At 64.8% G+C, this 13,384-nt stretch carries 13 protein-coding genes; 5 read left to right on the top strand and 8 right to left on the bottom strand.

The window, feature by feature from the left end; all coding sequences use genetic code 11:
* Positions 1 to 18 precede the first annotated feature (18 nt).
* On the bottom strand, positions 19 to 681 hold the full coding sequence (locus tag ABG82_RS21995; protein ID WP_043077066.1) for a TetR/AcrR family transcriptional regulator: 663 nt from the start codon (positions 679 to 681) through the stop codon (positions 19 to 21).
* 200 nt (positions 682 to 881) lie between these two features.
* On the opposite strand from ABG82_RS21995, the gene ABG82_RS21990 reads away from it, so the two are divergent.
* Positions 882 to 1,826, top strand: coding sequence for a class I SAM-dependent methyltransferase (locus tag ABG82_RS21990; RefSeq protein WP_043077067.1), 945 nt, complete (start codon positions 882 to 884; stop codon positions 1,824 to 1,826).
* On the opposite strand, the gene ABG82_RS21985 is transcribed toward ABG82_RS21990, so the two are convergent.
* Positions 1,823 to 2,701, bottom strand: coding sequence for a diacylglycerol kinase (locus ABG82_RS21985; protein WP_078343845.1), 879 nt, complete (start codon positions 2,699 to 2,701; stop codon positions 1,823 to 1,825). The two genes, ABG82_RS21990 and ABG82_RS21985, sit on opposite strands and share 4 nt — an antisense overlap.
* A 2-nt stretch (positions 2,702 to 2,703) precedes the next feature.
* Complete coding sequence (locus ABG82_RS21980; RefSeq protein WP_043077069.1) at positions 2,704 to 4,296, bottom strand: FAD-binding oxidoreductase; 1,593 nt, start codon at positions 4,294 to 4,296, stop codon at positions 2,704 to 2,706.
* 70 nt (positions 4,297 to 4,366) lie between these two features.
* Here ABG82_RS21980 and ABG82_RS21975 point away from each other — a divergent pair, with 70 nt between their 5' ends.
* Positions 4,367 to 4,966 (top strand): TetR/AcrR family transcriptional regulator, encoded by a 600-nt coding sequence (locus tag ABG82_RS21975; RefSeq protein ID WP_043077070.1) that lies wholly within the window; start codon positions 4,367 to 4,369, stop codon positions 4,964 to 4,966.
* A gap of 21 nt (positions 4,967 to 4,987) precedes the next feature.
* Positions 4,988 to 6,433, top strand: a complete 1,446-nt coding sequence (locus ABG82_RS21970) for a glycerol-3-phosphate dehydrogenase/oxidase (protein ID WP_043077071.1) — start codon at positions 4,988 to 4,990, stop codon at positions 6,431 to 6,433.
* Here ABG82_RS21970 and ABG82_RS21965 read toward each other — a convergent pair.
* The 4 genes from ABG82_RS21965 to ABG82_RS21950 all read right to left on the bottom strand — a co-directional run bounded on the left by ABG82_RS21965 (position 6,412) and on the right by ABG82_RS21950 (position 10,747).
* Positions 6,412 to 7,272: a cyclopropane mycolic acid synthase family methyltransferase gene (locus tag ABG82_RS21965; RefSeq protein ID WP_043077072.1), complete on the bottom strand. Its 861-nt coding sequence runs from the start codon at positions 7,270 to 7,272 to the stop codon at positions 6,412 to 6,414. The genes ABG82_RS21970 and ABG82_RS21965 overlap by 22 nt on opposite strands.
* A 180-nt stretch (positions 7,273 to 7,452) precedes the next feature.
* Positions 7,453 to 8,397, bottom strand: coding sequence for an alpha/beta fold hydrolase (locus ABG82_RS21960; protein WP_043077073.1), 945 nt, complete (start codon positions 8,395 to 8,397; stop codon positions 7,453 to 7,455).
* A 1-nt stretch (position 8,398) separates the two neighbouring features.
* Entirely contained in the window at positions 8,399 to 9,703 is a 1,305-nt protein-coding gene (locus tag ABG82_RS21955; RefSeq protein ID WP_234707994.1) for an ABC1 kinase family protein, read from the bottom strand.
* A 111-nt stretch (positions 9,704 to 9,814) separates the two neighbouring features.
* Positions 9,815 to 10,747: an alpha/beta fold hydrolase gene (locus ABG82_RS21950; protein WP_043077075.1), complete on the bottom strand. Its 933-nt coding sequence runs from the start codon at positions 10,745 to 10,747 to the stop codon at positions 9,815 to 9,817.
* A gap of 288 nt (positions 10,748 to 11,035) precedes the next feature.
* Here ABG82_RS21950 and rplJ point away from each other — a divergent pair, with 288 nt between their 5' ends.
* The gene (gene rplJ / locus ABG82_RS21945; RefSeq protein WP_043077076.1) at positions 11,036 to 11,566 is read left to right on the top strand and encodes a 50S ribosomal protein L10; all 531 of its coding nucleotides are present in this window, start codon (positions 11,036 to 11,038) and stop codon (positions 11,564 to 11,566) included.
* A 55-nt stretch (positions 11,567 to 11,621) separates the two neighbouring features.
* The gene (gene rplL / locus ABG82_RS21940; RefSeq protein WP_043077077.1) at positions 11,622 to 12,008 is read left to right on the top strand and encodes a 50S ribosomal protein L7/L12; all 387 of its coding nucleotides are present in this window, start codon (positions 11,622 to 11,624) and stop codon (positions 12,006 to 12,008) included.
* 92 nt (positions 12,009 to 12,100) lie between these two features.
* On the opposite strand, the gene ABG82_RS21935 is transcribed toward rplL, so the two are convergent.
* Positions 12,101 to 13,339, bottom strand: a complete 1,239-nt coding sequence (locus tag ABG82_RS21935; RefSeq protein WP_043080596.1) for an ISL3 family transposase — start codon at positions 13,337 to 13,339, stop codon at positions 12,101 to 12,103.
* Between the last annotated feature and the right edge of the window lie 45 nt (positions 13,340 to 13,384).

Here is a 13,384-nt window from a genome sequence, read left to right as displayed (position 1 = left end):
TCCGACATCTGCTACCGATTACGAGAAAACCTGTTGTGGTGGCGGCGGCGTCTGCAGCAGCGCGGGAAGCACGAAGGTACGCACGTACCGGCGTACCTGATCGGGGTCATCGCAGCCCGGTATGGAGCCGGACAGCAGGCTCATGACGACCGACAGCACGTAGCGGGAGGCATCGTGCGCGCTGAGACCTTCGCGTAGCGGTGCCAGTCCGCTGTTGAACATCGACTCGTACAACGAGGTGAGCATCTTGCTGAGCCCCGGCGAGCCGAAGATCAGGCTCGCGGCGGTGCTGTGGCTGCCGTCGGGATCTACCAGAGCGCCGAGTAGCGGGTCCTGCGTGGTTTCTGTCGCGACGATCACCATGGACTCGACGACCATGTCGGACCAGCTGCCCAGGGCCATCAACCGGGGTGTGGTTTCCGCGATGCTGGTGGTGGCCCTGCGCACCACGAGGGCGTCGAGAACCTCGTCACGGTTGTCGAAGTAGCGGTACACGACACCCCGGCTGTACCCGGCTTCGCGGGCGACGGCCCCCATGCTGAGTGAGGTCACGCCTACCCGGGCCAGCACCCGTTCGGTGGCGTCGAGCAGCTTCGACCGTACTTCTTCGGATGTCTTGCCATCCTTGATGGGCCGTCCTCGGCCCCGTCCTGCCTCGGAGGCGCCGGCGTGATCCGTCACCGTGTGTTCCGATCCCTAGAATTACTAGACAAATATATCGACCTGTTCTATAAATAGTGCGAGCTTGTCGTCCGTGGCTCTTCCGGACGCGTCTTGCTGAGGTGTAGTGGGTGGGATGTGCGGTTTGAGGGGTCCGCGCTGCCACCCATGGTGCATCCGTGCCACCAGGGCGCCATGCGGACTGGCGTACAAAGGAACTCATGGCGCGCAGTGACGGAGACAGCTGGGAAATCACCGAGAGTGTCGGCTCCACCGCGTTGGGAGTGGCCAGCGCCAGGGATGCGGAAACCCGCAGCGCCAATCCGTTGATCAGTGACCCGTATGCCGGTCACTTTCTCACCGCCGCGGGCGAAGGTGTCTGGAACGTGTACCGCTTCGACGGAGAACCGTCCGCCGCTCTGCTGGAGGCCGAGCCCCGGCTGATCGAGCGTGTTGCCGCGATGCGGTCCTATGTCGCATGCCGCACCAAATTCTTTGACGATTTCTTCCGCGATGCGAGTGCGGCAGGCCTTCGTCAGGCGGTGATCCTGGCGGCCGGGCTCGACGCCCGTGCCTGGCGGCTCGACTGGCCGCGCGACGCGACGTTGTTCGAGCTGGATCTGCCCAAGGTCTTGGCCTTCAAGATCGGCACCTTGGACGCGCAGGGCGCCACCCAGGGAGTCCGTCACGTTCCGGTGGCTGTGGACCTGCGTGACGATTGGCCCGCGGCGTTGCGGGCCGGCGGATTCGATGCCGGAGAACCATCGGCCTGGATTGCCGAAGGGCTGTTGCCGTATCTGCCGCCCGCGGCGCAAGATCTGCTGTTCGAGCGGGTTGACGCGCTGAGCGTCCCGGGCAGCCGCATCGCGGTGGAGGGCTTCGGTGAGGACTTCTTCAATCCGGAAACCCTTGCCCGGCAACGTGAACGCGGGCAGGCGTTGCGGCGTGCCGCCGAAGAGATGCAGGGCCAGGAGATTCCCGACGTGGCCGACCTGTGGTACCTGGAGAAACGCGCCGATGTCGGAGAATTCCTCACCGGCCTCGGCTGGCAGGTGACCAGCGAGACGGCGCAAGCGCTGCTGGCGCGGCACGGTCGCTATATACCGGCCGACCTGCCCGATGCGACCCCGCACTCGGCGTTCCTGTTCGCGCAAAAGGCAGGTTAGGCGAAGACACTCAGGGCGCCGGGTACCACGTCGATATCGACAGGCAGCGGCGCGACCGGGTCGCCGTCGGCGTAGGCGGTGATCTCGGCGGCGGACAGCCGGACCCGCCGCGAGCGATAGGTGCTCACTTCCGGCAGCTCGACGTGGGTGCCCTTGTAGACGGTAGGGGACAAGCGCAACAAGCGCAGCCGCCCACCGGCCGCCACCACCGTCACATCTAGCAGCCCGTCGTCCAGTACGGCTCCCGGGCAGATGCGCATGCCGCCGCCGTACGAGGTTCCGTTTCCCACCGCGACGAGGGTGACATCGGTCTCGATGACCTGGTCGTCCAGCTCGATGCGGAAGGGTAGCGGCCGCAGTTTGGCGGCCTCCAGAGCCATCGCGATGTCATAGCGGCGCCGACCGCGCGGCCAGCTCATCCGGTTGGCTCGATCGTTGACCAGGGAGTCGAATCCGGACGCCACCACAGTGGCGAACCACGTTGTGTTTCCGTCATATTGGATACGGCCGGCATCGATGGCGCGGATATTGCCGCCGGCAATCACATCGGCGGCGGCAACCGGGTCACCCAGTGGGATATCCAGCATGCGGGCGCAGTCGTTTCCGGTGCCGATCGGGATCACGCCGAGCGCTATCGGGGTGGCGGCCACCGCCTGCAGTGCGATGCTCACCAGACCGTCGCCGCCCGCGGCGACGATTCCGCGGGCACCGGTACGGGCGGCCTCCTGCGCGAGCGCGTGTGATTCCGCAGCCGACGAAGCGGCATGGTGGGTCACCGTCAGCCCGCGGGCGCGCAGATGCTCGATAGCGGCCTCGGCCGCCTGTGCCGCGGCGTGCCCGGCGGTCGGGTTGGTGAGAACGGTCAGGTGGGTCACCATTACCCCTGTGTGGGAATCAGCTTGCCGGGGTTGAGGATTCCCCGAGGATCGACGGTGCGCTTGACCGCTTGCAGGATCTCGATACCGAGCTCACCGACCTCGTCGGCGAGCCACGGCTGATGGTCGCGCCCCACGGCGTGATGGTGGGTGATGGTGCCGCCGGTGGCGACGATGGCGTCGCCCGCGGCCTTCTTCGCCTTGCCCCACTGGACCAGTGGATCTTCGGCGGCCGCACACACCACGGTGAAGTAAAGCGATGCCCCGGTGCGGTAGGTGTGCGAGATATGGCACAACACAAGCGGCGGGGTGCCCTGGGCGCCAAGGGCTTCGGCGAGCGCCGTGGTGACGGCGGTGCGCAGTGCGCCCAGGTTCTGCCACGACGTCGCGGTCTCCAGTGTTTCCACCACCGCGCCGGCGTCGATGAGCGCGTCGCGCAGGTACGGCGCGTCGAAACGCCCGTGATCCCAGGCCTTGCCGGGTTCGTCGCCGAGGGCGGTGCCGCCCGCCGCGGCGAGAACGGCGGCCACCTCGGCCGACTTGGCCGCGACATGACCGTGAGTACCTTCCACGGTGGTGATCGCGAGCACGCCTGCGGCGGGGTTCTTGCCGCCGATATCCTTGGCCAGGGCCAGATTCAGCCCACTTTCGGCCTCGTCGGAAAGCCGCAGCACAGTGGGTGCCGCATCGGATTGCACGAGGGTGCGCAGTGCCTGCGCGCCGGCATCGAAGGAGGGGAAGGACCAACCCTGGTACCAGGTCTCCTCGGGCAGCCGATGCACACGCACCGTTACCTCGGTGATGATGCCCAGCGCGCCTTCGGATCCCAGGAAGAGTTGGCGCAGGTCCGGTCCGGCCGCCGAGGCGGGCGCCCTGCCCAGGTTGAGGTCGCCGCGCGGGGTGGCGATGCGGATCGCGTCCACCATCGCGTCGAAGCGCCCATATCCGCTGGAGGCCTGCCCGGAAGAGCGGGTGGCGGCGAATCCGCCGATGCTCGCGAACCGGAAGCTCTGTGGGAAGTGCCCGAGTGAAAAGCCTTTGGCGCCAAGGAGTTCTTCGGCTTCTGGGCCCGTCGTCCCGGGCAGTAGTACGGCGGTGCCCGATACCTCGTCCAGGGAAACCAGGCCCGACATGCGTCGCAGATCGACCGCGATGACCGCGGTGAATCCCGCGCGTTCGGGATCCAGCCCGCCCACCACACTGGTACCGCCACCGAACGGCACCACCGCGATGCCCTGCTCGCCGCAGAGCGTCAAGAGGGCGGACACCTCGTCATGCGATGCCGGGTAGACGATGGCGTCGGGCGCGTCCTGAACGCCGGTGGAGCGGCGGCGCAGCAGATCCGGGGTGCTTTTGCCGCCGGCATGCCGCAACCGTGCGCCGTGCTCGGTGCTGACGTTTTCCGCGCCGAGCAGTTCGGCGAGCGCGGCGTGCTGATCTGCGGTCAGGGAGCTGGGAGCCAGGGCGACCGCCGACTCGTCTCGAGTAACGGGCCCTCGCTCGGGAATGCCCAGCGCGGACGCCAAAAGCGCCTTCACCTGGGGTGAGAGGGTTTGTCGTTTCTCGGCTACGCCCCAGGCGTCCCACTCCATCATGCGTTACAGTATTACATACGATGGCAAGTTGTAACGCAGATTTCTCGGCGGGCAGGCGTAGGGAGGTGGCATGACGGTTGACATCACAGACGCGGAGACCGTGTCAGATCCGGTGGCCGATCCGGTGTCCGAACGCATCCTCGATGCCGCGTTGTCGTGCGTCACCGAATTCGGGGTGCGCCGCACCACGCTGGTGGAAGTGGCCAAGCGTGCCGGAGTCAGCCGCCCCTCGGTGTATCGGCGCTGGCCGGACGTGCGCACCCTGGTTGCCGAGCTACTCACGCGGGAGATGGGCTCGATTTTGCCCGTGACCGGACAGGGATGCGCCCGCGATCGGCTGGTCCGCTCGGTGAGCGCCCTGGTGACGCAGGTGCGTGAACACTCGATATTCGCCGCGATCCTGCGCTCCGATCCCGAACTGTTGCTGACGTACATCGTGCAGCGGTTGGGCACCAGCCAGCGCGCTCTCATCGGCTGGACGTCCATGCTTATCGCCGACGGGCAGGCCGATGGATCGATACGTCCGGGTGCCCCGGAGCAGATGGCGGCGATGGTGCTGCTGATCGGTCAGTCGGTGCTGCAGTCGGCGCGCATCGTCGCCGACATCCTCTCGCCGGATGAGCTGGTGAACGAGTTGGCCACCGCCATCGACGGATATCTCAAGGCCTGATCCGCCCCTTTAGGAGAAGTGATGACAACGCAGCTCAACAGCACGCGCCGCCGCGCCGACCTGGACGCGCTGGCCGGTGGTGCCCCGGTCGACGTCCTGGTGATCGGCGGCGGCATCACCGGAGTCGGGGTGGCGCTCGACGCGGCGAGCCGCGGATTGCGGGTAGCCCTGGTGGAGAAGCACGATTTAGCTTTTGGGACAAGCCGATTCAGCTCGAAGCTGGTACACGGCGGATTGCGTTACCTGGCTTCGGGGCAGGTGGGTGTGGCCCGGGAAAGCGCGGTGGAGCGCCATATCTTGATGACCCGTACCGCCCCGCACCTGATTCATCCGCTGGCCCAGGTGGTTCCGTTGCATCCGGCGGTGAGCATGTTCAGCCGCACGCTGGTACGAGTGGGGTTCATCGCAGGCGATGGACTGCGCAAGCTCGCACACACCTCGGCCGAGGTGCTGCCGCGTTCCCGCGCCATCGATGCCGGTGAGGTCATTCGCCGCGCCCCGACAGTGCGCCGCAGCGGGCTGCGCGGCGGGCTGATGGCGTTCGACGGACAGCTGGTCGACGACGCACGATTGGTGGTGTCGATCGCGCGCACGGCCGCCGGGCTGGGCGCCCGGATCCTCACCCGGGTGTCGGCCGAGCAGGTGACCGGCGATGGTGCGGTGCTTCGTGACGAGCTGACCGGTAACACCATCGCAGTGCGGGCGGGCCTGGTCATCAACGCCGCCGGCGTATGGGCCGGACAGGTTGACCGCGATATCAAGCTGCGTCCCAGCCGCGGAACGCACCTGGTGTTTCGGGCCGAGAGCTTCGGCGCCCTGACGGCGGCGCTGACGGTCCCGGTGCCCGGCACCATCAACCGGTTCGTGTTCGCATTGCCTGCCATCCACAATCGCGTGTATCTCGGGCTCACCGACGAGCCGGCTCCCGGGCCGATACCGGATGTCGCCGAACCTTCTGCGGCAGAAGAGCAATTCCTTCTCGACACGGTCAACACGGTGTTGCAGACGTCGTTGTCCGGGGCGGATGTGGTGGGGCGTTTCGCAGGACTGCGCCCGCTGCTCGACGGCGACGATTCGGCGACCGCGGATCTCTCCCGTAAGCATGCGGTGCGAGTGTCGGAATCTGGGGTCGTCAGTGTGGTGGGCGGCAAGCTGACCACATATCGAAAGATGGCCCAGGACGCGCTGGATGCCGGGCTAGAGCGGCGCCCACTACGGGCCGCTGAGTGCGTGACAGAAAACTTGGCGGTGGTGGACGACTGGCCGGGTGTCGCAGGTACCCGGCTGGTTGAAGGTGTCGCGATCACTCGTGAGCAGGCCGAATTCGCGCTTACTCATGAAGGGGCCCTGGACGCCGACGACATTCTGGATCGGCGTACCCGCATCGGGCTGGTGCCCACCGACAGGAGCGCGGCGATCCCGTCGGTACAGGGCCTTGTCGACTCCTACTTCTCGCAGGTGAACTGAACGATATCGATCCATCCCTCGCGGAATCCGTCGGCGCACCCGGTCAGATACTTGATGTACCGGTCGTAAACCTCTTGGGACTGGATCGCAATGGCCTCATCCTTGTGTGCGGCCAGATTCTCGGCCCAGCAGTCCAGAGTTCTGGCGTAGTGGGGTTGCAGCGAGTGATGGCGAGTGATGTGGAAGCCCGCCAGTGCCGCGTGTTTGTCCACCATGGGGACGGAAGGTAAACGCCCGCCAGGGAATATCTCGGTGCCGATGAAGTAGATGAACCGGACCCGGGACATCAGCAGCGGGATTCCCATGCGCTTCCACTCGTCGGGATGGTGACTGACGATGGTGTGTAACAACATCTTTCCGTCCGAAGGCAGCACCCGGTGCGCCATCGAGAAGAAACTGTCATACCGTTCGTGGCCGAAATGTTCGAAGGCGCCGATACTGACGATGCGATCGACGGTGCCCTCGAATTCTTCCCACCCGGCCAGCCGGACCTCGTAGTTGCGCGAACTTTCTGCGGAGCGCAACAGCGTGTCGACATACGCGAACTGGTTCTTGCTGAGAGTCAGGCCGATGACGTTCACGTCGTACTGCTCAAGCGCGCGTTTCATGGTGGAGCCCCACCCGCAGCCCACGTCCAGCAGTGTCATTCCGGGTTCCAAATCCAGTTTCCCGAGGGCAAGGTCGATCTTGGCTTGTTGTGCTTGCGCCAGCGTCAGGGTCTCCGGCTCGAAGTACGCACAGCTATAAGTCCTGCTGGTATCGAGAAACAATGCGAAGAATTCGTCGGACAGGTCGTAATGGGCCTGTACATCCGAGAACTTCGGAGTCAATTTGGACATGCGGCGGCCTCTCAGGAGAGATGGCGCGGTGCCCCGAACGGCGCGCGAACGATTGATCGGATCTGGTGGTGGCTGTGTGTCCCGTGCCGAGGCTAGGGCACGATTACCGCACCGACAAGGGTTCCGCGCAGAATTAACAAGCAGTTTGAGCTTGTGAAAATCGTTCCCTAGGGGAGCTAATTAGCGGCCCGCCGCCTCGGCTTCCGGCGCGTCCTCCGCGGACTCGGATCGGGCGAAGTTCTCGGTGAGTTTGGTGATGATGCGGCCCCAGAGCGGCTCGGGTAGGTCATGGCCCATTCCATCGATCAGCGCCAGGCGCGATCCCGGCGTGGCCCGGGCGATGGCACGGGCACCGGAAGGACGCATCAACTTGTCGGCCTTGCCATGCAAAACCAGTGCGGGGGCGGTGATCCGATTGTCGAAGGGCGCCAAGCTGCCGGTCCCCATGATCGCGGCGAATTGCCGGGCGAATCCCCTGGGGTAGTAGCTGCGATCATAGTACTCGGCGGCATGCAGATACGACTTCGATTCTGACTGACGGTATTTCGGGCTGCCGATGATCCGGCCGACCTGCACGCTGTTGGCGATGATCTGCTCGCGGCTGGCGCCCTCGGGCGGCGGCTTCAGCAGTGCCATCAGTTGGCGGGGGCCGGGCGGAGGCAGGAACGGCTGATTGTTGCTCGACATGATGATGGTGACCGTTGCGGTCCGCTCGGGATGCTCGGCGGCGAATACCTGCGCGATCATGCCGCCCATCGACGCGCCCACAATGTGGGCTTGTTCGATGCCGAGGTGATCGAGCAAGCCCGCGGCGTCGCCGGCCATGTCCACCAATGTATAGGCGGTGCCGGTGATCTTTACTCCGGCAAGGAATTTCGCCATGCTTGGAACCAGCGAGCCACCACCGGCGCGCACCCCGTCCAATTTGGTCGACAGACCGCAGTCCCGGTTGTCGAATCGGATGACGCGGTACCCCTGGTCGGCGAGCTGTTGGCAGAATTCGGGGCGCCAGAACACCATTTGCGCGCCGATGCCCATGATGAGCAACACCGCAGGGTCGGCCGGATTGCCGAATTCCTCGTAGCACAACTCGATATCGCCAACCTTGGCGGTGCTGGCCGTCATCTCAGATATCTCCCTCGCGGTTGTGCTCACGGCTGATGTCGACGATGAAATTGCCGAAGTAGCCCTTGAGTTCCGGGTCGTCCATCATCTGCCAGCGCGGTGCCAGCAGCTTCATGTAGCGCTCGACGTACAGGAATTGCTTGCCGATGAGCACCAGCTCACGCGGCAATTTGACGTCATATTGCTCGGCGAGCGTGGACAGCTGCTTGCCGATATCCGAATACGACATATCCCCAAGCGATTTCATGGTCAGGGGAGTGGCAAACGCCTGGATATCCTGGGTGCCCTTGTCGGCGTCCCCGGGGTTGCCGACCGCGCCCAGTAGTACCACGATCTTTCCCGCGGCGCGATGATCCTTCTTGACCAGCAGTGCGTGGATCAATTCGCGCAGTAGCCAGCGCGTCCTGGGATCGATGAAGCCGACGATGCCGAAGTCCAGGAACACAATTCGGCCTTCGTCGTCGACCAGCAGATTGCCCGCGTGTAGGTCGCCGTGAAACAGGCCCTGACGCAGGCCGGATTCGAACACCGAGAACAACAGCGACTTCACCAACTCGGTGCCGTCGAAACCCGCTTTACGGATGGCTGGCGCGTCGTCGATGCGGATGCCGTGCACCCGTTCCATGGTGAGCACCTTGGATGTCGTGTAGTGCCAATGCACATCCGGCACCCGGATGTTCTTGCCGAGCGAGGAGGTGTGCAGGTGTTCCACCCAGGTTTGCATGGCCTGCCCCTCGGCGAGGAAATCGAGTTCCTCGGAGAGATTTCCAGAGAAGTCGTCCACCACATCGCGGGCCGAGAGCATCCGGCCCACCTTGCCGAACTCCAGCAGCACCGCGCCACGTTTGAGGATCTGCAGATCCGCCGCCACCCGTCTGCGAATCCCGGGACGCTGGATCTTGACCACCACATCCTCGCCGGAATGCAGTGTCGCGTAGTGCACCTGGGCGATGGAGGCGGAGGCGAACGGTTCGGTGTCGAAGGAGGCGAACAGTTTCTCCGGTTCGGATCCCAGCTCGGCGATGATGAGCTCGCGGACCTCGGTTGGGTCGGCGGGCGGGACGCGGTCCAGCAAGCCGCGGAACTCCCGGGAGAGCGGCTCGCCGAACGCGCCAGGGCTGGACGCGATGATCTGCCCGAGCTTGACGTACGTGGGGCCTAGATCGGAGAAGGTCTGGGGGAGCTCGGCGATGAACTTCTGTTCCAGGCTGCCCTTCTTGGTGAGCTTGCCCAGCACGCGTCCGGCGGTGCGGGCGACCTGCCAGCCGGTGGTGCCCAGCCGCGCGGCCTCGGAGATCAGGGCCACGCGCCCGAGCGGTGTCACCTGACGCCCACGGCCCTCACTCACGCTCCGGCCGGACCGATCTTGCGCAGTCATGAAATGCAAGTGTGCCGCATCATGCCCCTACGGCCCTAGTCAGTCCTGCACGCAGCTGTCAAAAGTTGCCAACAACTCATCGGTGACGGGTTTCCACACGGGTTCGGGCAGATCGTGGCCCATGCCGTCGATGAGTGCGAAACGTGCGTTGCGGATGTTCTTGGCCACCACCCGTCCGTTCTGATACGGCACCAGCGGGTCGTTGCGGCCGTGAATCACGACGGCCGGTGCGGTGATGGCGCGGGTGAAGCGCAGCAGGCTCCCGGTGCCCAGGATGGCGTCGAATTGGCGCACGGTGCCGATTTTGTAGTCGCTGCGGGCGCGGTGATCGAGGATGCGGTTGCGTAGCTCCTCGCGGGAGGGCAGGTTGTCGGGTCCGTTGTAGACGATTCCGTTGTTCACCTCGAACTCAAGCCATTCCTCGGGGCTGGCGTTCTTGCCGGGAGCGTTGATGGCTGTCCTGATCAACTGCCAGGACGGTAGCCGCGAGAACGGGCGCCCGGTCGCCGAATAGATGATGCCCACCGAGTTGACGCGCTCGGGATAGGTGCCGGCGAAGACCTGCACGATCATGCCGCCCATCGAGGCGCCCGCGATATGCACCGCGTCCAGGCCGAGGTGGTCCACCAGACAGCGGACGTCCTCGGCCATGTCGATCAGGGTGTACGGCACCTCGCTGCCCATGCCGAAGGCGTAGCGCACCACCCGGCGCTGCACCGATCCCGGTGCTTTCTGCCCGTCCAGCTTTGTGGACAGACCGCAGTCGCGGTTGTCGAAGCGGATCACCCGATAGCCGCGGTTGAGCAGTTGTTGGCAGAACCCGTCCGGCCACATGGGAAGCTGGGCCGCTACTCCCATCACCAGGATCACGGCGGGATCGTCGGGGTTGCCCAGGTCTTCGTAGAAGAGTTCGATATCGCCGTTGCGTGCAACGCCCGATCGGGTCGGAACTTCGGAGGACAGCGGCACCATTCCTGGATACCACGGGAGTTCGGGGCCGTTTTGGATGATTGCCCTCATCTGCGGTAACCTGATCCAGCTCCACCGAAGACCGTCGGTCACCTCGTCAGAGGTTGAAGGTTCAGGACTCGTCCTGGCGGCCCACGCAGGAGGACGAGGTTAGACCCGCGGGCCCAAGGCCTGTGGATTCTCACGCCCCGACCTGTCTGCGTCGGGGCGTTCGTCGTTTTAGATGCCTTCTCGATCGTCAGACCGTCTTGTCCGAGGTGTAGCGACCGAAACGAGATGAGGAGGCAATACATGGCCAAGACTGACAAGGTCACCGCCGTTGCCGAGATCACTGAGCAGTTCAAGGATTCGACTGCGACCGTGATCACCGAGTACCGCGGCTTGTCGGTGACCGCTCTGGCCACCCTCCGCCGCTCCCTCGGAGCTTCCGCCACCTACGCCGTTGCCAAGAACACGCTGGTCAAGCGTGCGGCTGCGGACGCCGGTGTGGAGGGCCTGGACGAGCTGTTCGCCGGCCCAACGGCAATCGCGTTCATCAAGGGTGAGCCCGTGGACGCTGCGAAGGCCATCAAGACCTTCGCGAAGGACAACAAGGCACTGATCATCAAGGGCGGCTACATGGATGGCCGCGCTCTGTCAGTCGCCGAGGTTGAGCGCATCGCGGATCTGGAAACGCGCGAGGTGCTGCTGGCCAAGCTGGCTGGCGCGATGAAGGGCAACCTGCACAAGGCTGCCGGGCTGTTCGTGGCTCCGGCGTCTCAGGTTGCACGCCTGGCCGCGGCCCTTCAGGAGAAGAAGGCCGGCGAAGAGAGCGCCGCGTAAGCGTCCGCTCAACTCAAACCCAAACCTGTTGTAAATCAAGGAAGGAACCAAAATTATGGCAAAGCTGAGCACCGAAGAACTGCTTGACGCGTTCGCCGAGCTGACCCTGCTCGAGCTGTCCGAGTTCGTCAAGGCGTTCGAGGAGAAGTTCGAAGTTACCGCTGCCGCTCCGGTCGCCGTTGCCGCCGTTGGCGCTGCCCCGGCCGCCGCTGACGCTGCTGAAGAGCAGAGCGAGTTCGACGTCATCCTGGAGAGCGCCGGCGACAAGAAGATCGGCGTCATCAAGGTTGTGCGCGAGATCGTCTCCGGCCTGGGCCTGAAGGAAGCCAAGGACCTGGTCGACGGCGCCCCCAAGCCGCTGCTGGAGAAGGTCGCCAAGGAGGCCGCCGACGACGCCAAGGCCAAGCTCGAGTCCGCTGGCGCGACGGTCACCGTCAAGTAGTTCGCAGTACCTTTCACACTGGCCCCGGAAGTCTTCGGACTTCCGGGGCCAGTGTCTTTTTTGAGGCTCTATTGCCATGAATGTGGATGACCTCATGTGTGGTATGGGAGTTCGAGGGTCACCGGTCCGCAGACGAGCATGATCATGGCGAGCGCGTTCTCGGCGTTGTGGAAGCCGTAGGCCCTGCGGATGATCAACCGGACCTTGTTGTTGAGCCCTTCGTGGCGGCCGTTGGCCAGTCCGCGCTCCACCGCGGCTTGGATGCCATCGAGGTGTTTGTTGATGGTTCGGCCGACCTTGACGAACTGCGGGATCCGGCACCGCTGCGCCCATGAGCACCATTTCCCGAGCATGTCGGTGACGGTGTCGGCGTCAAGATCCCCGGCGAACACCGCCCGCAGCGATTCCTTCAGTTCGTAGGCGCGGACCAGTGCGCCGCCCTCGCGTTTGAGCTGGGCGAGGGTGGCTTTCTGTGTGTCGGTGAGGGATTCGGGGTTCTTCAGCAGCGCCCAGCGGGCTCCCTTGTAGGTTTTGGCGATCTGCTTGTCCGACAGTTTGCGCGCGGACTGCCATACCTGACGGCGAACGTCGTCGAGGGCGTCGGTGGCTAGTTTGACGACATGGAACGGATCGAAGCAGATCACCGCCTGCGGGGCATGTGCGCGAACGGATTTCGCGAATGCCGGCCCGAGGTCCATCGACACGGCCTCGATCTTCTTCGCGCCATCGGCGGGTAGGGCCGCGGTGAAGAACGCGTCGAGAGTGGCTGCCTTCTTGCCCGGCGCACCCCACACGATTGTGCCGGTGTCGTGGTCGGACACCAAAGTCAAATACTTGTGGTGCTTGCGCCAGGAGATCTCATCGACGCCGATGTCGACCAGCCCGGCCAGCCGGTCGGGGTCCAGTTTCTCGGCCACGACGCGCGAACACATCGCCCCGACGGTGCGCCACGTGACGCGGCAGAACGTCGACACCGTCTTCTTGTCACACTTGGCGGCCAGCCAGACCGCAAGGTCCTCGAAGTCGCGGGTGAACCCCGATCCCGGCCGCGCGAACGGCACTGACTCGGCCAGGACACCGTGCTCGGGGCAGCGCAACCGACGTCGCCGCAGTTTGAGCACACATACCCGCCCACTGAGGTCCAGGTGCCGCCACGCCGAATCCACCATCCGTGTGTCGTAGCGGTGCCGGGTACGGAAATCGCAATGCGGACAGGACATCACCCGCTGTTGCGGGCGCACCCACACCGTCACCTTGTCGCCGCACTCGACGTCGCGGACCGTGGTCTTCGGCAGGTCGAGGACACGGTTGAGTAAAGTGGTCGCGCGCACGGGCAAGCTCCTTGGTACGAGGTGTAGGAGCTTTCGAACCTATGA

The organism is Mycobacteroides immunogenum, from assembly GCF_001605725.1.
GTDB lineage: Bacteria > Actinomycetota > Actinomycetes > Mycobacteriales > Mycobacteriaceae > Mycobacterium > Mycobacterium immunogenum.
The sequence above is the reverse complement of the archived record's forward strand: the minus strand, read 5'-3'. Positions and strand labels throughout refer to the sequence as shown.

Excerpts from the sequence above, each read along its gene's own strand:
- ABG82_RS21990 (WP_043077067.1), top strand. The coding sequence starts at position 882 with ATGGCGCGCAGTGACGGAGACAGCTGGGAAATCACCGAGAGTGTCGGC.
- ABG82_RS21980 (WP_043077069.1), bottom strand. The coding sequence starts at position 4,296 with ATGATGGAGTGGGACGCCTGGGGCGTAGCCGAGAAACGACAAACCCTC.
- ABG82_RS21975 (WP_043077070.1), top strand. The coding sequence starts at position 4,367 with ATGACGGTTGACATCACAGACGCGGAGACCGTGTCAGATCCGGTGGCC.
- ABG82_RS21970 (WP_043077071.1), top strand. The coding sequence starts at position 4,988 with ATGACAACGCAGCTCAACAGCACGCGCCGCCGCGCCGACCTGGACGCG.
- ABG82_RS21965 (WP_043077072.1), bottom strand. The coding sequence starts at position 7,272 with ATGTCCAAATTGACTCCGAAGTTCTCGGATGTACAGGCCCATTACGAC.
- ABG82_RS21960 (WP_043077073.1), bottom strand. The coding sequence starts at position 8,397 with ATGACGGCCAGCACCGCCAAGGTTGGCGATATCGAGTTGTGCTACGAG.
- ABG82_RS21950 (WP_043077075.1), bottom strand. The coding sequence starts at position 10,747 with ATGGTGCCGCTGTCCTCCGAAGTTCCGACCCGATCGGGCGTTGCACGC.
- rplJ (WP_043077076.1), top strand. The coding sequence starts at position 11,036 with ATGGCCAAGACTGACAAGGTCACCGCCGTTGCCGAGATCACTGAGCAG.
- rplL (WP_043077077.1), top strand. The coding sequence starts at position 11,622 with ATGGCAAAGCTGAGCACCGAAGAACTGCTTGACGCGTTCGCCGAGCTG.